21 protein-coding genes and 3 pseudogenes are annotated in these 21,835 nt (G+C 41.5%); 6 read left to right on the plus strand and 18 right to left on the minus strand.

The features are described 5' to 3' along the window. Positions 1–48: 48 nt before the first annotated feature. Positions 49–1,068 (minus strand): metal ABC transporter solute-binding protein, Zn/Mn family, encoded by a 1,020-nt coding sequence (locus V7K35_RS00090; RefSeq protein ID WP_335075358.1) that lies wholly within the window; start codon positions 1,066–1,068, stop codon positions 49–51. Positions 1,069–1,122: 54 nt separating this feature from the next. On the opposite strand from V7K35_RS00090, the gene V7K35_RS00095 reads away from it, so the two are divergent. Together V7K35_RS00095 and V7K35_RS00100 are read left to right on the plus strand one after the other, a co-directional pair. After that, positions 1,123–1,851 carry a metal ABC transporter ATP-binding protein gene (locus tag V7K35_RS00095; RefSeq protein WP_335075360.1) on the plus strand — a complete coding sequence of 243 codons (729 nt, stop codon included), beginning with the start codon at positions 1,123–1,125 and terminating at the stop codon, positions 1,849–1,851. After that, on the plus strand, positions 1,851–2,738 hold the full coding sequence (locus V7K35_RS00100) for a metal ABC transporter permease (protein WP_335075362.1): 888 nt from the start codon (positions 1,851–1,853) through the stop codon (positions 2,736–2,738). Before V7K35_RS00095 ends, V7K35_RS00100 begins: the two co-directional genes overlap by 1 nt. A 55-nt stretch (positions 2,739–2,793) precedes the next feature. Here the strand turns inward: V7K35_RS00100 and V7K35_RS00105 are convergent, their stop codons facing one another. From V7K35_RS00105 to V7K35_RS00115, 3 genes are all read right to left on the minus strand, one after another. Further along, positions 2,794–2,952 (minus strand): hypothetical protein, encoded by a 159-nt coding sequence (locus tag V7K35_RS00105; protein ID WP_334794973.1) that lies wholly within the window; start codon positions 2,950–2,952, stop codon positions 2,794–2,796. 6 nt (positions 2,953–2,958) lie between these two features. Beyond that, positions 2,959–3,669 (minus strand): GDYXXLXY domain-containing protein, encoded by a 711-nt coding sequence (locus V7K35_RS00110; RefSeq protein WP_334794972.1) that lies wholly within the window; start codon positions 3,667–3,669, stop codon positions 2,959–2,961. A 169-nt stretch (positions 3,670–3,838) separates the two neighbouring features. Continuing rightward, a complete protein-coding gene (locus tag V7K35_RS00115; RefSeq protein WP_334794971.1) occupies positions 3,839–5,257 on the minus strand; it encodes a DUF2157 domain-containing protein in 1,419 nt (472 codons plus the stop codon). A gap of 151 nt (positions 5,258–5,408) precedes the next feature. On the opposite strand from V7K35_RS00115, the gene V7K35_RS00120 reads away from it, so the two are divergent. Both V7K35_RS00120 and V7K35_RS00125 read left to right on the plus strand, forming a co-directional pair. After that, positions 5,409–6,380 carry an RsmB/NOP family class I SAM-dependent RNA methyltransferase gene (locus V7K35_RS00120; protein ID WP_335075364.1) on the plus strand — a complete coding sequence of 324 codons (972 nt, stop codon included), beginning with the start codon at positions 5,409–5,411 and terminating at the stop codon, positions 6,378–6,380. Positions 6,381–6,871: 491 nt separating this feature from the next. After that, complete coding sequence (locus V7K35_RS00125) at positions 6,872–7,315, plus strand: NUDIX hydrolase (protein ID WP_335075366.1); 444 nt, start codon at positions 6,872–6,874, stop codon at positions 7,313–7,315. Positions 7,316–7,976: 661 nt separating this feature from the next. Here the strand turns inward: V7K35_RS00125 and V7K35_RS00130 are convergent. From V7K35_RS00130 to V7K35_RS00160, 7 genes and pseudogenes are all read right to left on the minus strand, one after another. After that, positions 7,977–8,768 carry a GH25 family lysozyme gene (locus V7K35_RS00130; protein ID WP_335075368.1) on the minus strand — a complete coding sequence of 264 codons (792 nt, stop codon included), beginning with the start codon at positions 8,766–8,768 and terminating at the stop codon, positions 7,977–7,979. A 102-nt stretch (positions 8,769–8,870) separates the two neighbouring features. Continuing rightward, on the minus strand, positions 8,871–9,512 hold the full coding sequence (locus tag V7K35_RS00135; protein ID WP_335075371.1) for a DUF4232 domain-containing protein: 642 nt from the start codon (positions 9,510–9,512) through the stop codon (positions 8,871–8,873). A 109-nt stretch (positions 9,513–9,621) separates the two neighbouring features. Beyond that, positions 9,622–10,437, minus strand: coding sequence for a class I SAM-dependent methyltransferase (locus V7K35_RS00140; RefSeq protein ID WP_335075373.1), 816 nt, complete (start codon positions 10,435–10,437; stop codon positions 9,622–9,624). A 340-nt stretch (positions 10,438–10,777) separates the two neighbouring features. Further along, the gene (locus V7K35_RS00145) at positions 10,778–11,179 is read right to left on the minus strand and encodes a response regulator (protein WP_335075389.1); all 402 of its coding nucleotides are present in this window, start codon (positions 11,177–11,179) and stop codon (positions 10,778–10,780) included. Positions 11,180–11,529: 350 nt separating this feature from the next. After that, positions 11,530–11,748: pseudogene (locus V7K35_RS00150) on the minus strand (ISAzo13 family transposase); the annotation flags it as partial. Positions 11,749–11,891: 143 nt separating this feature from the next. Continuing rightward, the gene (locus tag V7K35_RS00155) at positions 11,892–12,905 is read right to left on the minus strand and encodes a glycosyltransferase family 2 protein (protein WP_335075375.1); all 1,014 of its coding nucleotides are present in this window, start codon (positions 12,903–12,905) and stop codon (positions 11,892–11,894) included. Then, on the minus strand, positions 12,902–13,624 hold the full coding sequence (locus V7K35_RS00160; RefSeq protein ID WP_334794963.1) for a C40 family peptidase: 723 nt from the start codon (positions 13,622–13,624) through the stop codon (positions 12,902–12,904). Before V7K35_RS00160 ends, V7K35_RS00155 begins: the two co-directional genes overlap by 4 nt. A gap of 9 nt (positions 13,625–13,633) precedes the next feature. On the opposite strand from V7K35_RS00160, the gene V7K35_RS00165 reads away from it, so the two are divergent. Next, complete coding sequence (locus V7K35_RS00165; RefSeq protein ID WP_335075377.1) at positions 13,634–14,566, plus strand: serine hydrolase; 933 nt, start codon at positions 13,634–13,636, stop codon at positions 14,564–14,566. Positions 14,567–14,746: 180 nt separating this feature from the next. Here the strand turns inward: V7K35_RS00165 and V7K35_RS00170 are convergent, their stop codons facing one another. The 6 genes from V7K35_RS00170 to V7K35_RS00195 all read right to left on the minus strand — a co-directional run bounded on the left by V7K35_RS00170 (position 14,747) and on the right by V7K35_RS00195 (position 20,984). Beyond that, positions 14,747–16,387 carry a metallophosphoesterase gene (locus tag V7K35_RS00170; protein WP_335075379.1) on the minus strand — a complete coding sequence of 547 codons (1,641 nt, stop codon included), beginning with the start codon at positions 16,385–16,387 and terminating at the stop codon, positions 14,747–14,749. A gap of 443 nt (positions 16,388–16,830) precedes the next feature. Further along, positions 16,831–17,262: a hypothetical protein gene (locus tag V7K35_RS00175; RefSeq protein WP_335075381.1), complete on the minus strand. Its 432-nt coding sequence runs from the start codon at positions 17,260–17,262 to the stop codon at positions 16,831–16,833. A gap of 459 nt (positions 17,263–17,721) precedes the next feature. Beyond that, entirely contained in the window at positions 17,722–18,279 is a 558-nt protein-coding gene (gene recR, locus V7K35_RS00180; protein WP_273764321.1) for a recombination mediator RecR, read from the minus strand. Between the two features lie 104 nt (positions 18,280–18,383). Then, the gene (locus V7K35_RS00185; protein WP_335075383.1) at positions 18,384–20,078 is read right to left on the minus strand and encodes a KGGVGR-motif variant AAA ATPase; all 1,695 of its coding nucleotides are present in this window, start codon (positions 20,076–20,078) and stop codon (positions 18,384–18,386) included. Continuing rightward, positions 20,075–20,599 (minus strand): helix-turn-helix domain-containing protein, encoded by a 525-nt coding sequence (locus V7K35_RS00190; protein ID WP_335075385.1) that lies wholly within the window; start codon positions 20,597–20,599, stop codon positions 20,075–20,077. Before V7K35_RS00190 ends, V7K35_RS00185 begins: the two co-directional genes overlap by 4 nt. Continuing rightward, entirely contained in the window at positions 20,589–20,984 is a 396-nt protein-coding gene (locus tag V7K35_RS00195; protein ID WP_335075387.1) for a type II toxin-antitoxin system RelE/ParE family toxin, read from the minus strand. The genes V7K35_RS00190 and V7K35_RS00195 overlap by 11 nt, the downstream gene beginning before the upstream one ends. Before the next feature lie 255 nt (positions 20,985–21,239). On the opposite strand from V7K35_RS00195, the pseudogene V7K35_RS00200 reads away from it, so the two are divergent. Beyond that, a pseudogene (locus tag V7K35_RS00200) lies at positions 21,240–21,368 on the plus strand (Uma2 family endonuclease); the annotation flags it as partial. A gap of 392 nt (positions 21,369–21,760) precedes the next feature. On the opposite strand, the pseudogene V7K35_RS00205 reads toward V7K35_RS00200, so the two are convergent. Beyond that, positions 21,761–21,835, minus strand: a pseudogene (locus V7K35_RS00205) (photosystem II protein D1); the annotation flags it as partial.

A 21,835-nucleotide genomic window follows, 5' to 3' on the forward strand; every position in this document is an offset into this window, starting at 1 on the left:
CCAAGAGGGCGATCGCTACGGCGAACTATTCGGCGTCCATAACTCTGTTTATTTAGGCTTAAACTCCGTATACTTGCCCCCTAAACCTTCTACAATCGTGCGTGTATTGGCAATTAACATTCCTTGGTAAGTTTCCCCCTCTGTCCCCTTTTCTCCCAAACCATCAGCAAACAATTCTCGCTCTGAAACCTTAACTTTTGCCTCTTTTGCTACCGCTTGAATTAGTTTCGGGTTAATCGTGGTTTCTGCAAAAATTGTTGGCACACCCTCTTTTTCAATATCTTTTGATAATGCACCAACTCGCTTCGGTGTCGGCGCTTCGTCTGTGCTAATGCCCCCTAGTGCCTCTTCAAGAGGAATTCCATAAGCTTTGGAATAGTAACCAAAAGCATCATGAGTGGTGACTAATTTGCGTTGCTTAGGTGGAATTGTGGCAATCTCTGATTTAATCCAAGTGTCTATCTGGCTGATTTCGTTTGTTAATTTTTGGGTGTTGCTGGTATAAGTTGCAGCATTATTTGGAGTTATCTTTGCTAATTCTCGGGAAATAGTTTGAGCTATAGCTATCCCATTCTGGGCATTGTGCCATACATGGGGGTCAGTAACAGTTTTACCATCCTCCTCAAACTGCTGAGGTTTGGGGACTGCAACTTCATCTACAGCTACCTTGGCAGCAGAATTTGAACTAGCTTTAATTAACTTGATTAAACCAGGTTCAAAATTGTAACCGCCGTAAAGGATTAATTTAGCCTGCTCAATTGCTTTGCTATCCTCTGGCTTTGGTTGGTATACGTGCGGGTCTGAACCAGGATCGATTAAGCATTTGAGGCCAATTGTATCACCTGCGATTTCTTTAGTTAAGCCACAAGCAACGGTATTGGTGGCCACTACTAATGGGCCTTTCCCACTGGCTTCTGGAACAGGTGAAGTACCTGTTTGGGGAGCCACCACATTATTCGCAGGTGTGGGAGTCGATTGGCTGGTCTCTGATGTCGGACTACATCCAAGTACTCCGCATGTTAAGGCAAGAGCAGCTAGGGATTTTAATCGCAATTTGTAAGATATCATAAATTTGATTGCTTTAGTTATAGTGATTATCATTATCATATAAATGGTAAATTTATGTTAGAGGTTAAACATTTAGCTGTAAATTACCGAGGAGTGATGGCGGTTGAAAATGTGAGTTTCCGCTCCTTACCGGGACAAATTGTGGGTGTAATTGGCCCAAATGGTGCTGGTAAAAGCACAATGGTGAAGGCAATTTTGGGCTTAGTACCAACTACGAGTGGAGTTGTGAAGTTTCGCGATCGCGCTTTGAAACAGCAATTAAGTTCTGTTGCGTATGTACCACAGCGATCGCAAATAGACTGGGATTACCCGATCACAGTTTGGCATGTGGTGCTGATGGCGCGGACTGTACATACAGGCTGGTTTCGCGCACCTTCACGATCCTCTCAAGAAATAGTTAAAGATGCTTTGGCAAGGGTGGGGATGTTAGAGTTGCGATCGCGTCAAATTGGAGAATTATCAGGCGGACAGCAGCAGCGAGTATTTTTAGCAAGAGCTTTAGCACAACAAGCTGAATTATTATTTTTCGATGAGCCATTTGTCGGAGTTGATAAAAAGACAGAAGCGATAATATTTGATGTGTTTGAAGAACTAAAATCTCAAGGCAAGATTTTATTAGTGGTCACTCATGATTTGGGAACAATTTTGAAAAAATGTGACCAGTTACTATTATTAAATAAACAAATAATTGCCAACGGTTCGCTGAACGAAGTGATGACAGCAGATAATATTCAACGTGCCTATGGAGATAGTATATTTATATTGAATAGGGAAGTAGTTTAATGTTAATAAATTGGCTAATTGAACCCCTAAGTTTTGAATTTATGCGTGGAGCACTTGTTACAGCAATTCTGTTGGGTGTTCTTTGCGCTGTTGTTGGTACTTACCTGATCGTTCAACGCATGGGATTACTAGGAGATGTGATTGCTCATGCAGTTTTACCAGGACTAGCTATAGCCTTTTTCTTGGGTATCGATATTTTCTTAGGTGCATTTATTTCTGGAACTCTCAGCACCTTTGTAATTGGTTGGATTCAATCCCAATCTCGGATCAAAGTTGATGCAGCTATGGCGTTAGTTTTTTCGGGATTTTTAGCCTTAGGTATCATGCTAATTACCTTATTGAAAAGTAAGTTAGACCTGCATGAATTTTTGTTTGGCGATATTTTGGGTGTAACTACAGATGATGTGAAGCGCACTGTAATTATTACAGTTATTGTCTTGCTTTTAGTAAAGCTTTTTTACAAAGAATTGCTATTTTACACATTTGATCCACTTGGCGCTCAAGCAAGTGGTTTACCAATTAATTTGATTCATTTTGGTTTAACTGGTGCTATTACACTGACGATTATTGCTAGTATGCAAACTGTAGGTGTAGTATTAGTAGTTTCCCTGCTGATCGGGCCAGGAATTACAGCTTATTTATTAGTGAAAGAGTTACACCAAATGATGCAATTAGGTGCAATTATTGGTGTAATTAGCAGTGTCACAGGAATGTATATTAGTTACTATTTGAACGTTCCATCAGGCGCAGCTATAGTTCTAGTTGTTTCCGTCATATTTTTATTAGCATTATTTTTTAGTCCTACCCAAGGAATTTTTACCAGACCAGAAATGATTGATCGAAGAGCTAGACTTCTTAGCCAGTTAAAATTTCAAAATCCGAAGTGATAATGCATTTCTGTCGCCTGGGAACATCCCAATGCAAGCAGATTTACCAAAATCGTTACTTGTCAATCGTAATTGAATAGGGGTTGATACCCCCATTTCTATAAACGGCTTGTTTTGTGTCGGGGTTAAAATCCCCGTCACAAAACATATTAATCAGCATTTCAGCCGATACTGTTAGCTGCTTGAAAGCGTAGGCGTAGCCCGTCGTAGACATCGCTCTTTAAAAGCGATAGTTGCGATCGCGCACCCACATACTAACTGGCACTGCCTTCCCCTGTGGATCTACTTTCGCCTTCACCACAATCGGTGGTAGCTGTCCTCTGCGGGCGCGTTGGGTTTGTAAGTCGTTGGTAATCTGCCGCCGTTGGTTTTCTTTTATGTAATATGTTTCTAAGCCGTAATTAACAGAACCATCTTGATAAACACCTTTTAAGGCTACCTGATTGGCTCTTAAAGAAGTGGGGCGATCGCTACTTACTCGTAACGGTCTCCAAGCTCTAGGAACACCGCGACCAGAGGATAGTTGCTCTTGCAAAGTCACGAAGATGTTGGTTCCTTCTGGCAATCTTCTGCCACTTCCACGGCCTCTGCTAACTAATGTTTGCCAACCAGGTAATCGGCTCAAATTTGCGGTACGGGATATGTTGTAATCTAACGCTAAGGTGTTACCTTCTAGCACATTGTTAGGGTCTACAGGTACGGTTTGCAAAATCACCGTCTTACCTGTTACGTCTGTATAAACCGCTTGGGCTGGTACTGCCATAATTAGCCCTGTTTGCAGCGCCAGGGGAGCTAGTAACCGCCAAAAAGGTAAGGGCTTATTCGATTTTTGTTCACTGGCAATCAAGTAATCCCGAAAAGTCACCTTATTGGAGAATTCGGCTTCGGGAGACAAGGTTTTATTTTTAGATTCAGGAGAACTATTAGTCATGAGCGTAGTCCTAAAAAGCAGAGGGATTGAGGAGGTCAAAAGTAACGAGATTAGGACTGACGCAGAGAAACTTTAAAAATTTTGATGCACAGAGATTTCATATTTTAGATTTTTTATTCAATCCAAAATCCAAAATTAAAAATTGGTATGACTTGTTTCATATTTTGCACTACTTCTTACTTGTAGAGCTACCACCAGGTAGACGGCGTTCAAACCAGAGTCCAGCGCTAATTAAAGCAGAACCGCATAAGACATAGACCAGCGACTTAAAAAGTAAGTCTGTATCGTACTCTTGCACACGACTGATAATTTGGACTGTTAATAAGAGCATACCGCCCCAAAAAGAATTTCTGTTGCTTAATTTCAATCCTTCTTGAATTAGTCCCCAGGCTAATGTTGCTAGAAGTACATTGAAAATAAAAACACCAAGTTCATCAATCCGGCTGATAGTTTGATGCCAAAAAGGTATTATGGCAATAAAGGCAAGAAAAGTACTAATGACAGCAGTTGTGAAAATCACTTCGCGGCGCGGAGGGTTATTTCTTTGACGTAGTAGAAACAACCATTGCAATACCGCCAACCCGCTGAGAATCCCCAGATCGATGATCGGCAGAGACTGGAACAAGTTTGTCACATTCGTTGGCTGATTATAACCATAATTTGGAGATTCCCAGACCCAACGAAAAGAGAGAACGTAAAAGACAATGCCGAAGCTTACCAACGCTAAATTACGGGCCAGGGATTGAAACAACCTGTAATTTATGCTTGGAAACAGCAAATCATCATAACTCCAGAATAATGCAGGTGGGAGTGCAAAAGCAAAAGATGCCACCCAAGGGGCTATATCAGCATAATTCAGCAGTGGCAGCGGATTGAGGTTGGCTTGTAAGGAACTAGCAAAGACAAAGGCTGCTAGACCAAAAATCCAGCGCGATCGACAGAAGTAGGCTAGGGGAACAAACACCAACCATGCCAACAAAGGCATATGCTGCACCACTAGCCGCGACCAAGTAAACTCACCTGAAGCGTACCACAAATCTTCTAGTCCAGTCCAGTAACCGATTTCCACCAGGACAATTGACAGAATTCCTAAAGAATTTAAGCACAAACCAAAGGCCATCACCACAACACCCACCCCCCAGGCAAGAAACAATTGGGAAGTTGAACCGGCAATATTGAACATCTGGGCCATCAGCAGTAAATTTGCACCGAAAATGAAGGCGCTTAAAATTAGTAACCCCTCTCCCAGTAAGCGTTTACTTCGTTGTGGCTTCTTTCCTTCAGGTGGTCTCCAGGTGTAAAAACCAGTGATAGCGATCGCAAAAAACAAACTCATCATCAGAATAAATTTGATTTCTCGTGACCCTCCCTGCCAGTTTCCGGCTACAAAGGTAATTATGCCTAAGCATAAAAGGATGCCGCCTACAGCAATCGCGATCGCTTTATTGCGATCGCGTGCAGCAGCTTCCAGGTTTTTAAATTGATAACGTTCTGCTAATTGCTCATACAGCGAAGAACTAATTAATCCTTCATCCCTCCATAGTTGTGCTTCTTTGCGTAATTTTTGGGGAAAATTCTCTAAGATCATGACCTTCTCCGGTGCAGTGGGGTAGCTTGGCCATTGCAATCCCAATGGCGGTCATTATATTTTGAGTATGAAGCCAAAAGCCTTAATTACATTGTTCTTGTGTAACAGTTTGATTTGTATTTGGATACAACCTAGTTATTTATATATCTACATGGAAAAACCTTCTAATTTATTACTTAAAGTTTCGCGGCGTTTGTTCACTAATCTAGATGAACAAGAAAAATTTATCGAGGCTTTAATGAATCCTCAGCCTTTTTCACCCAGTATTCTTTGGTGTCAAGAAAAGCCAGATATTTCACCTTTGGCAGTGGAAACACCAACCTCTTGGCAACCAAAATTTATAGACCGTTTATACCTGGGAGAAAAACCTGGTCAGCATCCCTTACATCAAAAAGGATATTTCTATTGTTTAGATTTTTCTTCGGTGTTTGCAGCCACTATTTTGTTAGCTATTCCTCAGTCAATACGTTTAGTTTTTGATATGTGTGCCGCACCAGGAGGTAAAAGTATCTTCGCTTGGAAAGCTTTACAACCTGACTTACTGATCAGTAATGAAGTAATTGGCAAACGTCTGGGAATGCTAATTTCTAATTTTAAGCGTTGTCAGATCAGCCCTAGTGCAGTGGTTAATAGAGATTCGAGTATATTTGCCCAAATGTTTCTCTGCTCTAGCAATCTAGTAATAGTAGATGCTCCTTGTACTGGACAATCCTTACTTGCTAAAGGTGAAAAAGCACCCGGATGTTTTCACCCAACTGCTATTAATAAGAGTGCAAATCGGCAAAAGCGCATTATAGCTAACTCTGCTAAAATTGTTTCATCACAAGGCTATCTTGCTTACATGACTTGTACATATTCACCCGAAGAAAATGAGCAAGTTTGTGAATGGTTTTTAGAGCGCTTTCCCCAGTTTCAGGCAATAGAAATGAGTAATTTAGCAAAATATCAGTCGCATTTAACTACCATGCCTTGTTATCGGATGTTTCCTCAAGATAGGTTAGGCGCTGGTGCGTTTACAGTCCTGTTTAAAAATACTAATGACGATGAAGATGAGCCTAAAGAATTAGATTTAAATACAATATCTTCGCTGTATATCTACGAAAATTTGAAAAAGTCAAGTTAGTTACATTGATGACATATATTCTAGCTTAATGCCAGAATATATAATTTTTTGAATAATGCTGCATTTGTCAATCAGCCATCAGGAATACACTTTTTAAGCTAGTTGACTTTATATTAAGGTAACAGATATAAAAATTCTGGTACAAATGCAACATGTGCTACTGATAAAACATTTTTATCTACATCAAATTACAGCCAAAAGCTTTAAAAATCTCGTGCCTCGTTTGTGCCTTGTTCCCAGTCTCTGACTGGGAATGCAATTGGAAGGCTCCGCCTCCAGTCCAAGCGGCAGAGCCGCAATTGAAGAGCATTGCCAGCTAGAATCTGAAAACCAGATTAAGAGATTAATAAAAACTTCCAATAATTAACTCTTATAGATAAAATTTAACCTTTTGATAACCTAAAATTAACTAAAATTTATTCATTACCAGCTCTCGACTTTTTGAAATAAACATTGTACAAAAAAGCTAGACCGTACAAGATGCAAATTACATGAGTCGAAAAGTCAGCAAAGTGTTTGAACAGTCTGGGGTGATTCCTTATAGAGTCAACAATGGCAAAGTCGAAATATTGCTAATCACGACCCGTAACTTTCAACACTGGGTAATTCCGAAAGGAGATATTCCTAATGGCATGAGTCCGCCCGCTTCAGCAGCCAAAGAGGCGTGGGAAGAAGCAGGGGTTATTGGGCAGGTAGACGCCAATGAACTGGGCACTTACAAGTACCGGAAACGAGGTAAAATTTACCAGGTCAAAATGTATTTGTTGCCAGTGGAGATGCTGAGTGAAGATTATCCAGAAGCAAGTAAAAGAAAACGGCAGTGGGTAGAAGTGAATAAAGCTATCAAGTGGGTTAAGTTTAATTCACTCAAACGAATCTTGAAAGGTTTTTTTCAGGTCAAATCTCACTTTTGTGCGTTTCGAGATGCTAATTAGATATAGAAATACAAACTATAGCGGTTTTCGACCCAGTGAGGTACAGTTTTGACCTCACTTCCATTCCTCTCTCTTTTTAGGAAACAGGCTTTGAATTTTTCCCCCTTCCCACTTCGGGAAGGGGGCTAGGGGATTGGTCTATCTGCATACTTTTACCTCACCGAATTGAAAATGGCTACAAGTAAGTAGGCATAATTAAACATACAGTAAAATCCTAGCTCATAGTGAGCGATTCATTGCCCATAGCAAGGTTTTTTGGGACTAAAGTTCTTACCCTTACCGCGCTAACTCACTACAAACTTTAATTTATTTACACCTAGCTACTTATTGAAAAGCGCTCTAAGAGGATGTTTGAAAAGTGTTTGACTGTGATTTTTATTACCCCCCTTAATCCCCCCGATATATTGGGGGGAAACCAGAAAATCCAGTCCCCTCACCAATATATCGGGGAGGGTTAGGGAGGGGTAAAAAAATATTTAATACATCAATCACGACTTTTCAAACAACCTCTAAGCACCGTGAGGGATTTTCAATAAGTAGCTATATTTAAAACAACTGCACTCGCTAATTAAAAAAAGTAAACATTAGATGTAAAGTATCACCTATGTTTACATTTATTTGATGATGATGATGGGTCTATTTATTGAGTTTACAATTCATTCTAAATCCACAATAAAGCTACCCAAGTTTTTACACCGACAATTCCATCAGCTTGCAATCCCTTAGATGTTTGGAAACTGACAATTGCATTTTTAACTGACTCCGTAAAATGGCCATCAATGGCATCAGTATATAATCCAATATTTTTTAATTGCTGTTGTAATTGTTTTACTATTAGCCCAGAATCTCCTAGCTGCAATCCATTGAATCTATTCAAATCGGCTCGACCACTAACACCAGCTACACCAGATATATCACCTTCATATTGATGGATTAGGTATTGCCCCTGCCAAGCGCTAGGAATACTTGGGTTCTTGGTTCCGTAATGGGCAATCCATAACGGATAACTAGCAAAATCAGATGGATTACCAAGTTCTGTCCAGAAACTGGGGAAGGTATAAATGATTGGTTTGATTGGTTTTTTTGTTTGTTGTAGAAGGGCTTTTTCTACCTCTGCTAACCACTGCTTCGCTCCATTAATTACAGCTTGGTTACTTCCTCTGTCAGTTACCTCTACATCCAGAACTGGTGGTAGGTCTCCTGGTTCTAATTTCCCCAACGTTTTTAAGAATTCCTTTGCTTGCTCAACCGGGTCAGATGTGTGTGGGTGAAAGAAATGATAAGCACCCCGAATAATACCAACAGTTTTCATGGTCTGCCAGTGATGAGCAAAAGCAGAATCTTTGATGCTAACTCCTTCTGTAGCTTTGACAAACGCAAAAGTTTTACCAGAGTTTTTTACTGCTGTCCAATCTACTCTGCCGTCTTGATCGGCAACATCAATTCCTTCCATAGAATTTTTTAACCTTTTTGATTAGTACAATACTGAACTTATCAGAGGCTTTGATTAAATTTATGCTTTTTCTGGGTCTTTGAGTAAATTACAGAATATTTACTAGGGTTGAGTGTCAACAGATTGCACTGGAGTCACTCTGACTTTACCTGCACAAGGCTTGATTTGTTCCGTGAGGGTAAAGTGCTGGTAAGCATTAGGAGGCGTAATTTCAATTTTACTAGACATTGGGCACTGTTCCTGTGGGGAACTGATATGGTTATATGCTATCTGAAATGAGGCTTGTTTTCCAGGAGCTAGAGTTACTTTTTGTCGACGTTGCTTACTCGAAAAGTAAGTGCCCTCGGAGCGGACAACTTTAATCCCTTCCAAAGGCTGACCTTTTTCATCCAGTAGTGCCAATCCCGGATAACCGTAGAGGTTGCAAGGGGATGAGGTGTTATTGGTGAAGGCATAGGTGAGGGCAACATTCCCAACCCCAGCATCTTCGGAGACTCGGCGCACTGACAATTGACTAGTTTCACAGCGCGTCAGATTTGTGGCAGTAGTGGCTTCAGGGGTAGAATTCTCTATAGTTTTTTCAGGCGGTGTAGGTGTTGAGGTCAATACAGCTTCTTTCGTTGGCTGTTCAGTGATTGTTGGTAAAGCTTGTGTCTGTTTGGTAACAGAAGGAGAACCGACACAGCTAGTTGTCACCGCAGTCAGGAGCAATAACAGACTGCTTTCCCTAATTAGAATTCGCATATCTCTTTTTTTGTAGTGAACTACTTACACTGATGCTTCATATCCAGTATAAGTTTCCAATTTCACAAGGGTTTGCGTTGCTGCGTCATTACGTAACGAATTCAACAACTTATCCATCTTTTCGGGCAACGTGAACAGCAGAAAGAAACGAGAGTTGTACACTGTCTCCAAAGTTCCTCAGCTTTTCCCGCAATCCTGTAAATAGCAACTCCTTCGCCTTTGGCTCCAGTCTCCCAATGGTACTTAATAGTTTAAGGTAGTCATCAATGCTGTACGTAACCTCACACGCGATTTGCTCAGTCACCAACTCCTTAAAATAACCAGAGTCTATAATGTCTTGTTCAAACCCTCTCAAAATTTCTGCTTGAGTTTCTGCACCTTCATACCGGACAAGTGAGGGAGTATAGGTTTGATATACTTCCTCGATCGCTTGGTAAACTTCATATTTCAGTTCAGGTCTCAGATTCCATAGCAGGATGAGAAACCCGTTGTCGCGTAATGCCGTCGCTGCCTTGGCATACCGAATTTCTGACGGTATCCAGTGAAAGGCATTAGCAGATAGAACGGCATTGAACTGTTTTGCTTCCTGTTCCCACTCCTCAAATGAGGTGTTGTGGATTGCAACGTTTGGATAGGTTGCACAGTTGCGTTGTGCCAAACGACAAAAATCCTGGTTTGGCTCAATACACGTCATTGAAAAACCAAATTGAGCAAAACCTACCGTCGCATTTCCTGGCCCACAACCGACCTCAAGAATCGATGCATCTGAGTCAAGTTGGGCTAAAAGGACAGACCGCTCGATCAGTTGCTTTGGATATTGTGGTCTGGCGTTGTAATAAACATCAGCAACGGGAGAATACCAATTCCTTCGCTGTTCTAAATCTATAGAAGCTCTGGCATTTATTTCTTGTTTAGAGTCTTGCATAAGTTACTTTTATCAGCTTTTGAGTCCAACTTCATTTTATTTAGTCTCGTGGAGCAAAGACCAATTTAATATCGTTACTGTCGTTATACTATTTGCAAGACCCTCAAAAGATTGGGATTCTCTTGTAAGCTACTAAATAAGGCAAACCCGAAACTAATTGCGATCGCAATTAGTTTGATATCATCAATGCTATGAAGGTCACAAACCTGTAAACTACCTTCTAAGTAAGGCTTGAGCGCTGGGTAAAGTTCTCACATGTTTGATATTTTATCAGTGATATTATCATTGCGATCGCTAGTCAACTAGAGGCGATGCGATCGCTGATAAAATAATCTTTGTCTTAACTCTTATAAGAAGCAACCAAATTTGCGACGATCGCAACTAGTTCTCCTGGGTCAACCGGTTTAGCCACATGAGTCTGAAAGCCTGCTTCCAGGGCATAGCTACGATACTCGCTATCGCCATAGGCAGTTAAGGCAATAGCGGGGAGTTTTCCCCAAATATCAGGCTTCAGCGCCCGGATCTTGCGAATAAGGGTGTAGCCATCTTCACCAGGCATAGCAATATCACAAATCAACACATCAGGTTGCAACTCAGGTAATACTTTCAATGCTATCGCTGCCGATGCAACTGCCATGACAGTCGCTCCATCTGCTTCCAACACGGTAGTAATGTAAAAGCGGCTATCGTCATCATCATCAACTACGAGGATGTTTAAGCCAGCAAGGGGAACAGGTTCCATAACATCTCCATTAATGTTGATCAAATGAAAGTTATTCCTAATCAGCTGCTTGTTTTTTCTCAGTGACCACACCATTGGTAATTTTACTGCGATCGCGCCTATTTTTCTAAACAATAATTCAATTTGTCCAGCCACATCAAATTGATGGTTAATTATTAGCTGGCATTTATAATTATTGACTGGATAAAATTATGTTGGCATTTAAATTACTTTACATTTAATAGATTCATTTTAACAAATAGTTGAAGTTTCAGAATAATTTTCCTAATTACTTAGCGAATTTACGATATTGAAATTTTGGATAATGGAATTGTTGGCGGAGCCTATCGTAGAGAAGATTCTTGCGTTCCATTATTTAACGCATATTTGATCCGAATTGTTTCTTCAGTTGGCAACTGTTCATCAGTATAGCCTAATTTTTCAGCTAATAACTTCCTTACTTGACTTGCAGTTAAGCGTGTATACAACCTCTGACTTTTAAAACTTGGATCGGTTTGGCTTTGAGAATCCACTAAGTTTTTAATATCTTCTAAAAGTTTTGGTAAGTGTTCTTCTGCTTTCCAACGCCCTCTAAAAAAATAATTATCTAAACAGTTAAAAGGGTTTGGCGCAGCCTCACAAAGAAATGGTATTAGGAGTTAGGAGTCAAGAGTAAACCAATATTTACTCTTGACTGTTTACTCATGCCCAATGCCCCATAACTATTGTTACCTTAGTCAAGATTTTTTACTACCACCTCTCGCACACGATAGATAGGCCGTCCTTGGGATTCATGGTAAGTACGCATGAGCAATTCTGCCAAAAGACCGAAGCAAAACAACTGCACTCCAGTTAGTAACAGGAGAACTGCCAAAATCAGCAAAGGGCGATTGCCAATGTCCTCATGGAAAGCAAATTTGACGAACGTCAAGTGAATTCCGATCCCTGTCCCCGAAACCATTGAAATCAAGCCCAATAGCCCAAAAACGTGCATCGGGCGGGTAAGGAATTTTTTCATAAACAGAATGGTTAACAAATCCATCAACACCCGGAATGTCCGCCAAATGCCGTACTTACTCCGACCAAAGCGACGGGCGTGATGACGCACTGGTATTTCAGTAATTCTAGCTCCTTCAATGTACGCCAGGGCAGGTAAAAATCGGTGTAGTTCCCCGTAGAGGTTCATATCTGCCAATAGTTCTGCCCGATAGGCTTTCAGCGAACAGCCATAGTCATGAATATTCACGCTGGTGGTGCGACGAATTAGCCAATTGGCAATTTTGGAAGGAAGTAACCGATTTACAGCACCATCTTGGCGTTTTTGTCGCCAACCACTCACCAAATCGTAACCTTCGTCCAGCTTTGCTAATAACATGGGGATATCAGCTGGGTCATTCTGGAGATCAGCATCTAAAGTGACGATCGCTTTACCTACAGCATAATAAAACCCAGCAGCCATAGCCGCAGTTTGGCCGTAGTTGCGACGCAAAATCACCGCTTTTAAATCAGTGCGGATTTGCGCCTCTTTCTTGAGAAACTCCCCGGAACCATCTGTAGAACCATCATCCACACAAATTATTTCATAATTTATCTGACTAGAGGATAAAGTAGATGCGATCGCTTCTAGTAAAAGCGGCAAACTTTCCACTTCGTCATGTATCGGCACCACCACCGAAACATCTGGGACAATTGCTGAAATCACCCCATTTTCCTGACTCAACCCTTGATAAACCTTCCCACTCCTCATATACCTGTGCGTCCTGTGCGTCTCTGTGGTTCGTAACTCTTGATAACTCTACCAGCACCTCGCAGCTGCTGATAGTACGACTGACTAACCGCATCTCCCTGTTCCGAGAGAATATCAATCCCGATCCCATCCCGTCCCTGCTCTTTCCCAGAACTATGGATGTAATAACCATCCGCCAAATAAAGTCCGACATGGGTTGCTTTTTGGCTAGTTCCAAAAAATACTAGATCCCCGGCTGCTAATTCTGTAATAGTAATTGGTTGAGTGAATCCTTCTTGTTGATAAGCATCTCTGGGTAACCAAATACTCACCGAAGCAAACGCCGCCTGCATCAACCCAGAACAGTCATAATTTGGTGCTACTGTACCACCCCAAAGGTAATAATTGGATTGTTGCATCGCTTTTTGGGTAAAGGCGATTACCTTTGCTAGGAGTTTTTTAATTTCAGATTCAGAAAATGTTGCAGCCTGATAAGGTACAGTAGCAGATTGTAATGAATCAAAATCTGAAAGCGATACCCATCCCGGATAGTCATCTTCACAGAAATACACCTCAACCGCTGAATTTTGATGATTTGATGTTACCCATAAATGTCGCCCAGATGCGGCTTGAGTTGCCAAGCGTGTACATTCAGGAGAATCATATAAGTTCAGGTTAGCTAGACACTGATACTCCCCTGATTTTGGATTTGGGATTTTGGATTTTAGATTAAAGGACATTATTCGAGAATGATTTTTTTTAATAAAGACGAACAACTCGAAAATCTTGGGTTAGGCATTTTAGATGCAACTTGGGCAGCATTTGGGACTTTAGCCCGTAACCAAATTGCGTTAACTTGGGTTGTTTACGATCCACCAGTGCTAGTAAATACTGGTGGCGCTCTAACTCCCAAAGCTTTTTGGGAGCACCCAGTTCGTGGTTTCACTTATCGCGGTGTTGAGCGGATTTATCCCGCCAGTGTAGTCAAGCTATTTTATCTGGTGGCGGTAAACGAATGGTTAGAAAAAGGCATGAGTCAAACCTCCAAGGAGTTGGAGCGAGCCTTGCAGGATATGATTGTAGATTCTAGTAATGATGCTACCAGCTTGATTGTGGATATTCTCAGTGGCACCACCTCAGGCCCACATTTACCAACTGGGCCCTTTGAAACCTGGAAATATCAGCGTAATATTGTTAACCGCTATTACCAATCCTTGGGTTGGGAAGAAATGGAAACCATTAACATCTGTCAAAAAACTTGGGGTGATGGCCCCTATGGACGGGAACGGGCGTTTGTGGGAGAGTTACTGGAAAATCGCAATATGGTAACAACAAATGCGATCGCCAGGTTACTGCATAGTATTGTAGGTGGGGTGGCAGTTTCAAGTGGGCGATCGCAAGCAATGATGGCTTTGCTCAAACGGACTCTCAACGATTTGTCTGCTGACGCCGAGGAAAACCAGGTAACAGGTTTTTTAGGTGGTGGACTGACTGAAAATGCTCAAATTTGGTCAAAGGCCGGTTGGACAAGTCAAGTTCGCCATGATGCGGCGTATATTGAATTACCAAATCAGCGCCCTTACCTCTTAGTGGTATTTACTGAAGGCAAAGCGCAGGCAAAGAGTCGGGCTATTTTGCCCTTTGTTTCTAAACTAGTTGGCGAAGCGATCGCTAGTCTATGATCTAATATAGTTCAGTCAAGAATGCCTCGTTCCCAGTCTTCGACTGGGAATGCCTACTCAGAGGCTCCGCCTCCCTCATTAGTGGCAGCCCAACTAATAGCATTTCCAGGTTACACCTGGAAACGAGATTTTCAAAAGTTTTGGCTTAAATTGACACCAATGCACATCTGTGCATATATATTATTTCAACTTAAATTCGTCAAACTTCAATACTTCCGAATCCGGCTTGCGAGTATCAAAACGATAACTACTTATCGTACCTGTCCCTGTATCAAAGATACTGAAAACCGTAATATCATTACTCGCAATATAAGGCATCGGCTTCCCATCTTCGCCCAGCAAGGGAGCAATTGTTGGCACTATCGGCTCTAACCCATTTGGATCACCAAGCTTAACATAATCCTCTTGATACCCAATTGGTACTTCTCGCTTTCTATCACCCCAAGCAGCACCGTAAGTATTGCCCACATTAGATGTTTCTAGAAAGTGCATTCCACTGGGACTAATAAAGCGGTTCCACAAATGGGAATGCCCATAGAATACCAATTGCACATTAGCCGTTTCTAATAAAGGCACAACATCGCGGATAATATAATCTGCGTCTTTCGGATATTCATAACGCACTGCTTTGATATTATTACCATCCCGTTCAATTATTTGAATTGGATCTGTATAAGCAGGAACTATATTATCACCCAGAGTATGGGGCGGGTGATGGAACATCACAACTTTGTATTTTGCTTGTTTAAACTCAAGGCTGTCGAGTTCTGTCTCTAACCAATTGTACTGCTTGCTGCCTTTAGCAATTGGCTCATAAATCAACTGTCCATAACCCCAATTTTCAGGATTATTTAAATCCTTTTCTGCTTCCTGATATCTACCCTTACGCTTTCCATCTAAGCTGGGGGGGCGCCACATATTCGTAGCGTACAGTACTACCAAACGTACATCACCAAAACTGACTGCATAATACCTTTTTCCACCCTCTTTACTTTTTGGTAAAGAGAAAATATCTTCGTAGGTATTAGTATTAAAAGAATTATCTATTAAAGATTTGTCTTGGTAGATTTTTTGAGCAACGACACGGGAAATTGTATCATCAAATTCACCATCTAAACTTCCTGTCCTGGCAAATCGCCCCATAACCTCATGATTACCAATGCAAGTAAACATGGGCGCGTGTTGAATTATTTGTCCACCAGTATAGGTTGTCTTAACACCGTTATGCGTCATTTCGTATTTAGCACGACCTTGTAAACCGGGAAACAATGCACCACCACTATTATTATCAAACCATTCTGAGGCGCGATCGCTAACGTTGACCAAATCACCGGCAAACCATACCCCATCAACTCGTCCAATTGTTTCTACCACCTTTTGCAGATTTGCAGATGTCATCGGCTTTAACTGATGGTCAGAGGTAAGTAGAATTTTTAATGGTGTATCCGGTTTTGGAGTAGCTGCGAGGCTAAAAACATCACTGCTAACACTCTCGCCGTCTTCTCGCCCACTCCTAACCCGATAGTTTAGCCGCACACCAGGAGTTAACCCAGTCACCTCAGCTTCATGTCGCCAAATGTTGCGCTGGACGGGTTTTTGATAAACTTGGTTATTTTTGGTTTGGTTTGCAACTCTTGAGTGTTGGTCTTCACGCGTGCGACTGAGTTGGGTAATATTTGCCTTAGCAGTTTGTTTGAGATTTTCCCCGTAGGTTACTGTGTGATTAACACCAGCAAACTCAGTAAACCAAACTACTCGCACTGAGGTTTCAGTTGGCAGTTGCAAAAATGGGTCAGTGAGTAGTTGGGGTGCTGATGTCATAATTGTTTGCCCAAATAAACGCACACTTACCATAAAGCATATAACAAAGGCAAGTATAGCCACTGAGAAGATTTTACGGCGGCTTTTGCGTCTGAGCATGAGTAATATACCAAATTTTTTAGAGTATTCACTGACTGAACGCAGTTTTATTATTAGCCTTTTTTGCGGACAGGGTTTAAGATTTATCCTTCATAGCGCTTTTCATTTGTATGCAATACACTTTGACTTCTCTCCTAAAAGGCAACGGTATACACACAAGTCGGAAAAACTTCATCCACCAAAATTTGTGGTTCAGCAGCGCTCTTGGTAGATTTCCAACGCCAGATGCTCCACTTGGGAAGACCCCTACAGCCCTACGGGCATCGTACAGCAGGCGCTAGCCTCTCCCTTTGGGAGAAGACCGCACTGGCTCCTTTGCAGGCGACTGCTGTTAGCGCAGCCTCTTACGACGCAGGAGCGTTACCCGACCCGTTGGCGTAGCGTCTTTGATAGGAGAAGGGTGCGTCACGCTGGCGTGACGAAGCTAAATTGTTGGAATCATGGCGATGCCTGCGGTTCTTGCTAGCCAACGCATTTGTTATTTCGGGGTACTCATTTGTTATTTCGGGGTACGCATTTGTTATTTCGGGGTACTCATTTGTTATTTCCGCGTACTCATTTGTTATTTCGGGGTACGCATTTGTTATTTCGGCGTACTCATTTGTTATTTCGGCGTACTCATTTGTTATTTCCGCGTACTCATTTGTTATTTCGGCGTACTCATTTGTTATTTCCGCGTACTCATTTGTTATTTCGGGGTACGCATTTGTTATTTCGGCGTGTCCATAACGCATCCTACGAAAGAAACTACTAGAATTGAAACCTATGCTGGTCATACTTGTGTGTACACCGTAGCTCTTAAAAGGAGAGAGCCTTTGAATTTACTCCCCTTCCAACAACAAAAGTTTTTCCGCTTCCCTGTCCTACCAGGAGAGGGTTAGGGAGAGGTAGGGAAGGGGCTGTTCTTGTTAGGTCTGTATTGGACTCAACCCAAAAGCGCTATATTTTCAGTATTACGCTTCATCTGTAAGCTTCTCTACCTTTTATAAAGTTTTATACTAACTTCTAGCTAATTCAGTGTAGTTACTGCACAAAATCTCATGCGCGTAGCTTGCTTCCCCGTAGGGGTACAAGTCGGGGAACCGCATCGCCCTTGGCGTCTCCCCTTGGGAGAAGGGCGCACTGCCTCCTCCTGAGTGCTGAATCCTTATCTAAAATCTAAAATCCAAAATTGAGTCACCAACACTAAGGAGTGGAAAAGGCTTGAATCTAAAGTTTATAACTTTTAATTAAGCCTAATCTAACTCTCGGCGTCCTTCCAATGCCCTTGCCAGGGTCACTTCGTCGGCGTACTCCAAATCTCCACCTACAGGCAAACCAAAGGCAATCCGCGTCACCTTAGTAAATGGTTTCAGTAGCTGACCGACATACAATGTCGTAGTCTCCCCTTCCACACTCGGACTAATTGCCAGAATCACTTCTTGAGGTTTTTGCTGACTCACCCGGCGCTGCAAAGCCAGTATAGTCAACTGTTCTGGCCCAATTCCATCGATTGGGGAAATTACCCCACCCAAAACGTGATATTTGCCTTTGTATTCGCGGGTTTTTTCCAGCGCAATCACATCGCGGGGATCTGCTACGACACAAATAGTGTTATTGTCACGGTTGGGATTGCGGCAAATTTCACAAACAGGTTCAGCAGATAAGTGAAAGCAAACAGAACACAAGCCTATCTGCTTTTTTGCCTCAATTAAAGCTTGTGCTAAAGCTTCTACTTCTGCTTCTGGTCGCTTCAAAATATGCAAAGCCAGTCGTTGGGCAGATTTGGGGCCAACCCCTGGCAAGCGTTGCAATTGCTCAATTAACCGTGCTAAAGGGCGTGCGTAAACCGTTGTCTTATCTCCAGAATGTTTTTACCTTAACTATGATGACACTTTTACAAGATTTTTTAGACTGGTTATTTAATATTCTGACCCGATGAATACTTATAAGATGACTTTTGTAATTCACGTGCTAGTTCAGATAATCCGCAGTCCTTTAAGTTTTGGTAAAAACTCTCGTCCTTTAAGGTACGGAATTTTGCAAGTGAACGTATTGCGTCTTCTAGCTCTTTCACACGATTTAACTGGTAAGCCAAACTAGCTGCTTGCTCTATAACGGTAGGATTGTACTCTCGGCGTATAAACTGCTTAGCCGACTCAAACGCACCTTCCAAATCTCCATTATCTTTCAAAGTTTCTATTGCTAAAAAGATGAGCGAACCTCCTAGCTGCTTCGGAGGAATATCTGGAATTAATCTAGCTGCAATCTCAGTTTGGCCTAACTTCAAAGCTGTTCTAGCTGCAATCAATTTTGCTTGGATTTGGATATCGTCATCAAGTTCTTGATCATCACACAAAGGAAAAACAACATCAAAACTTTTAGAATATTCTTCTATATCTTCCAATATATCTGCGTAGCGTACAGCTTGTTCTGAGTTAAGTTCTTCCCTTTGCCATAGGGGATCAATGACACGCACAGCTTTTTTCTTATCTTGTTTATCAAGCTTTCGCTCAGATAAATAGCTTTCTGCAAGAATTTGTTGTGCTTCTTGATCAGTTGGTAATAGCTCAAGGAGTTCCCAACCAAAAGACCTTAATTTTTCTGTGTTCTCCCTTAACCTGAAGAACCGCATAGCAGCACGATATACATCTGGATGCGGATAGAGTGCAACTAGCTCTAAAACATTCTTCTCTAACTTTTCAAGTGAAGATGAAAAGAGCAAGCGACTACCTATTTGCTCAATTTCAGCCCGAATATTTTCACTAGAAAGTTCTAAATTCAATCCATAAAATAGTCGCACATAGTTGTTTAGTAGTTCCTTATTACTATCAGGATCAGCAATTGCCAAGAACTCTTCTTGTTCTAGCTCAGGACAGGAAAACAAAAAGAACAATTTAGTCTCATCTGTTTCAAAAATTTGGCAACATCTTTGCTTAAAGCTGTCTAAATCTTTAGGTTTTGGTACGCGTGATACAACAACTTTAACATCGATTGACTTTCCAAGCGCTTTCGCTACTGCACTTTGCTCAATCAGTCGCTTAATATGCTTGCTTACTTTGATACTTTCTGAACTCAAAGGAGACAGCATGACAACTTCATCAGGTAGCTGCTGTGTACAAATACCTGCTATTTCGGTAATGCCTGTGCGGGAGTCTATAATCACAAAATCTGCCTGTAATTCTTTTTCAATCCGGGCAAGAAACTGTTGAAAAAACGCAACTCCATCACGTTCTTTAGAGAATAATAAATTCCAGTCAAGCTTAGTCAGCTTTCTGTAATACTCATCAGAGAGATACTGACCTGCTGGAATGAGCCACAAGGGTAAAGTTCTTTTTGAAGGAATTGGTACCTGAAGGCTTATTTGCTCAAGACTTCCTGGATCAGTATTTTGTTGCTGATAATCTAGGATGTAATCGAGGAGTCCTTTTTGATTAGCTGGTAATTCAAATCCAGAAAACTGGGCAAGCTTTGCGTCTAAACCTGGTGCTTCAAGGTCAAAATCTACTAAAACAGTTTTTCGACCCAGTTTAGCTAGATAAAGTGCAAAATTTACTGCGGCCAGTGTTCTACCAACACCACCTTTATACGAATAAAAAGTAATTGTCTTCATGCCACACTATCCCTCCCCCAAGAACCTCCTTGTCGATGCCGAACATGCTGTGCCTCAGAATATGTCTCTCTCTCTTTCGGTGAGATTAAGTTAAAATCTGAGGTTGGTACTTCGTTCACTAGCTCTGTGTCTTCAGCATCTTCAAATATTGCGTTGATGGCTGCCTCTACGTCTATCTTATCCACAGTCAGATTTGCTGCAATTATTTCAACCCGCTGCTTTTCTACAAGAATCGCTGCCTCAAAATCTGCGCCTAAAGCATTTAAGTAAGTAAGTACGGAGTCAAATGTGTGATCATTATTGATGTCTTCCAACTTGGATACCCAACTTTGTCCTACACCAAACCGTTCACCCATTTCTTTTTGAGTAAGTCCCATTCGCTTACGCACGTTTCGCATCGCTTGAGTTAAGGCAAGCCTGAAAATTTCTTGATGCTCGACTAGACGGTTCTCTGGTGTGTCTTGGACAATTTTGTTTAAGGAAGCCAAAGCATCGCCGCCTAGATGGGGATTATTGCTCATCTGTTTTATCCTCCTTCGCTATTATAAAATCTCGCCTTTTAGCTGCAATCTTAATTTGTCTAAGTGGAGTCTTATCCCCTTTCTTCTTAAAAGCGTGCAGCAACATTAGACGTTTACCTTTACCTGGTAAAGCACACACAAAGATACGGATATTGTTACGAGTGTTATCCAAACGTAATTCATAAAGCTTATCTTCTGTCTCTATTTTGTCTAAAATGTCTGAACGTTCAACAAGTAAGGCTAATCCTTTAATTTTCAGAAGGTCGAGGCGGAGTTTAAACTGCTTCAATTCGCCCTGAGTGAGCGAACGATCATTGAAAAACTCCTCAACTGGTTCAGTTCCGTCTACCTCCTGGTAGTAAATAATCTGCCATTCTTCACTCACCACAGGCTCCTCACACCCTGAATTAATATGCCATATTTGGAATATTAGTCGATATTACAATATTATTAACCTAAAAATTCGGTTTGCTTGATTGTCAGTGAGTTCAGTTGTTATACAGCTAGGCTATCAGTGCAGTAGTTTTGAGATTATCGGGTTGTTGAGTTTAATTGTGAGGAGCGTAGGCGCAGCCTGCCGCAGGCATCGCCTTTTTGAGATACTGTAAAATTAAGTCAGACTTACAGAGATGATGTGAGCATCAAAACACCAGCCAAATTGTCTGTAGGTGATTATCATCGCATGATTGAAGCAGGGATTCTGTGCGATCACAGTGTGGAGTTGCTAGTCGGCGAAATTGTGGAAATGACTCCAGAAACCCTAATTCATTACAGTTAGAGTCCGATGTATAACCACAGTTATACCCTTGCCATGAAGAGAGCAATTTCTGTTCTTGATGCCCTATTCGAGGTGGCTGAACAATTTATTTGCACAACGTATGTAGCTTTCCCGCAGTCAGTTAGTATGCAGTAGCACTTCAAGAATACCTGCAAACTTATGGTAGTGATCGCATTACAGAACAATTAGACACTGTGTATACAGATGAGAATAGTGCTCTTGATCCGTTCTTCATTCATTTACAAGGCCATACTTTAATAGAGGAAGCGCAGTAGTGCAACGAAGGGAAATTTGGTGGGCTGAACTTCCAATTCCGATATATCTAAACAAAAAGCGCTCTCCCGAAAGGGGGGGCGCTTTTTGATTTAGCTAAACTTTACTATTTAACCGTTGATAGCAGGAGCGGTAAGAGCTACAGGAGCAAAGTCACCAGCTGCCAAATCTAAGGGGAAATTGTG

Source organism: Nostoc sp. (assembly GCF_036917275.1).
GTDB lineage: Bacteria > Cyanobacteriota > Cyanobacteriia > Cyanobacteriales > Nostocaceae > Nostoc.

Bases quoted from the DNA above. Each gene is read 5' to 3' on its own strand.
- V7K35_RS00105 (WP_334794973.1), bottom strand. From the start codon at position 2,952: ATGTCTACGACGGGCTACGCCTACGCTTTCAAGCAGCTAACAGTATCG.
- V7K35_RS00090 (WP_335075358.1), bottom strand. From the start codon at position 1,068: ATGATATCTTACAAATTGCGATTAAAATCCCTAGCTGCTCTTGCCTTA.
- V7K35_RS00135 (WP_335075371.1), bottom strand. From the start codon at position 9,512: ATGCGAATTCTAATTAGGGAAAGCAGTCTGTTATTGCTCCTGACTGCG.
- V7K35_RS00160 (WP_334794963.1), bottom strand. From the start codon at position 13,624: ATGTCCTTTAATCTAAAATCCAAAATCCCAAATCCAAAATCAGGGGAG.
- V7K35_RS00120 (WP_335075364.1), top strand. From the start codon at position 5,409: ATGGAAAAACCTTCTAATTTATTACTTAAAGTTTCGCGGCGTTTGTTC.
- V7K35_RS00165 (WP_335075377.1), top strand. From the start codon at position 13,634: ATGATTTTTTTTAATAAAGACGAACAACTCGAAAATCTTGGGTTAGGC.
- V7K35_RS00185 (WP_335075383.1), bottom strand. From the start codon at position 20,078: ATGAAGACAATTACTTTTTATTCGTATAAAGGTGGTGTTGGTAGAACA.
- V7K35_RS00110 (WP_334794972.1), bottom strand. From the start codon at position 3,669: ATGACTAATAGTTCTCCTGAATCTAAAAATAAAACCTTGTCTCCCGAA.
- V7K35_RS00115 (WP_334794971.1), bottom strand. From the start codon at position 5,257: ATGATCTTAGAGAATTTTCCCCAAAAATTACGCAAAGAAGCACAACTA.
- V7K35_RS00190 (WP_335075385.1), bottom strand. From the start codon at position 20,599: ATGAGCAATAATCCCCATCTAGGCGGCGATGCTTTGGCTTCCTTAAAC.
- V7K35_RS00155 (WP_335075375.1), bottom strand. From the start codon at position 12,905: ATGAGGAGTGGGAAGGTTTATCAAGGGTTGAGTCAGGAAAATGGGGTG.
- V7K35_RS00095 (WP_335075360.1), top strand. From the start codon at position 1,123: ATGTTAGAGGTTAAACATTTAGCTGTAAATTACCGAGGAGTGATGGCG.
- V7K35_RS00125 (WP_335075366.1), top strand. From the start codon at position 6,872: ATGAGTCGAAAAGTCAGCAAAGTGTTTGAACAGTCTGGGGTGATTCCT.
- V7K35_RS00170 (WP_335075379.1), bottom strand. From the start codon at position 16,387: ATGACATCAGCACCCCAACTACTCACTGACCCATTTTTGCAACTGCCA.
- V7K35_RS00100 (WP_335075362.1), top strand. From the start codon at position 1,851: ATGTTAATAAATTGGCTAATTGAACCCCTAAGTTTTGAATTTATGCGT.
- V7K35_RS00140 (WP_335075373.1), bottom strand. From the start codon at position 10,437: ATGCAAGACTCTAAACAAGAAATAAATGCCAGAGCTTCTATAGATTTA.
- V7K35_RS00175 (WP_335075381.1), bottom strand. From the start codon at position 17,262: ATGACCAGCATAGGTTTCAATTCTAGTAGTTTCTTTCGTAGGATGCGT.
- V7K35_RS00145 (WP_335075389.1), bottom strand. From the start codon at position 11,179: ATGGAACCTGTTCCCCTTGCTGGCTTAAACATCCTCGTAGTTGATGAT.
- V7K35_RS00130 (WP_335075368.1), bottom strand. From the start codon at position 8,768: ATGGAAGGAATTGATGTTGCCGATCAAGACGGCAGAGTAGATTGGACA.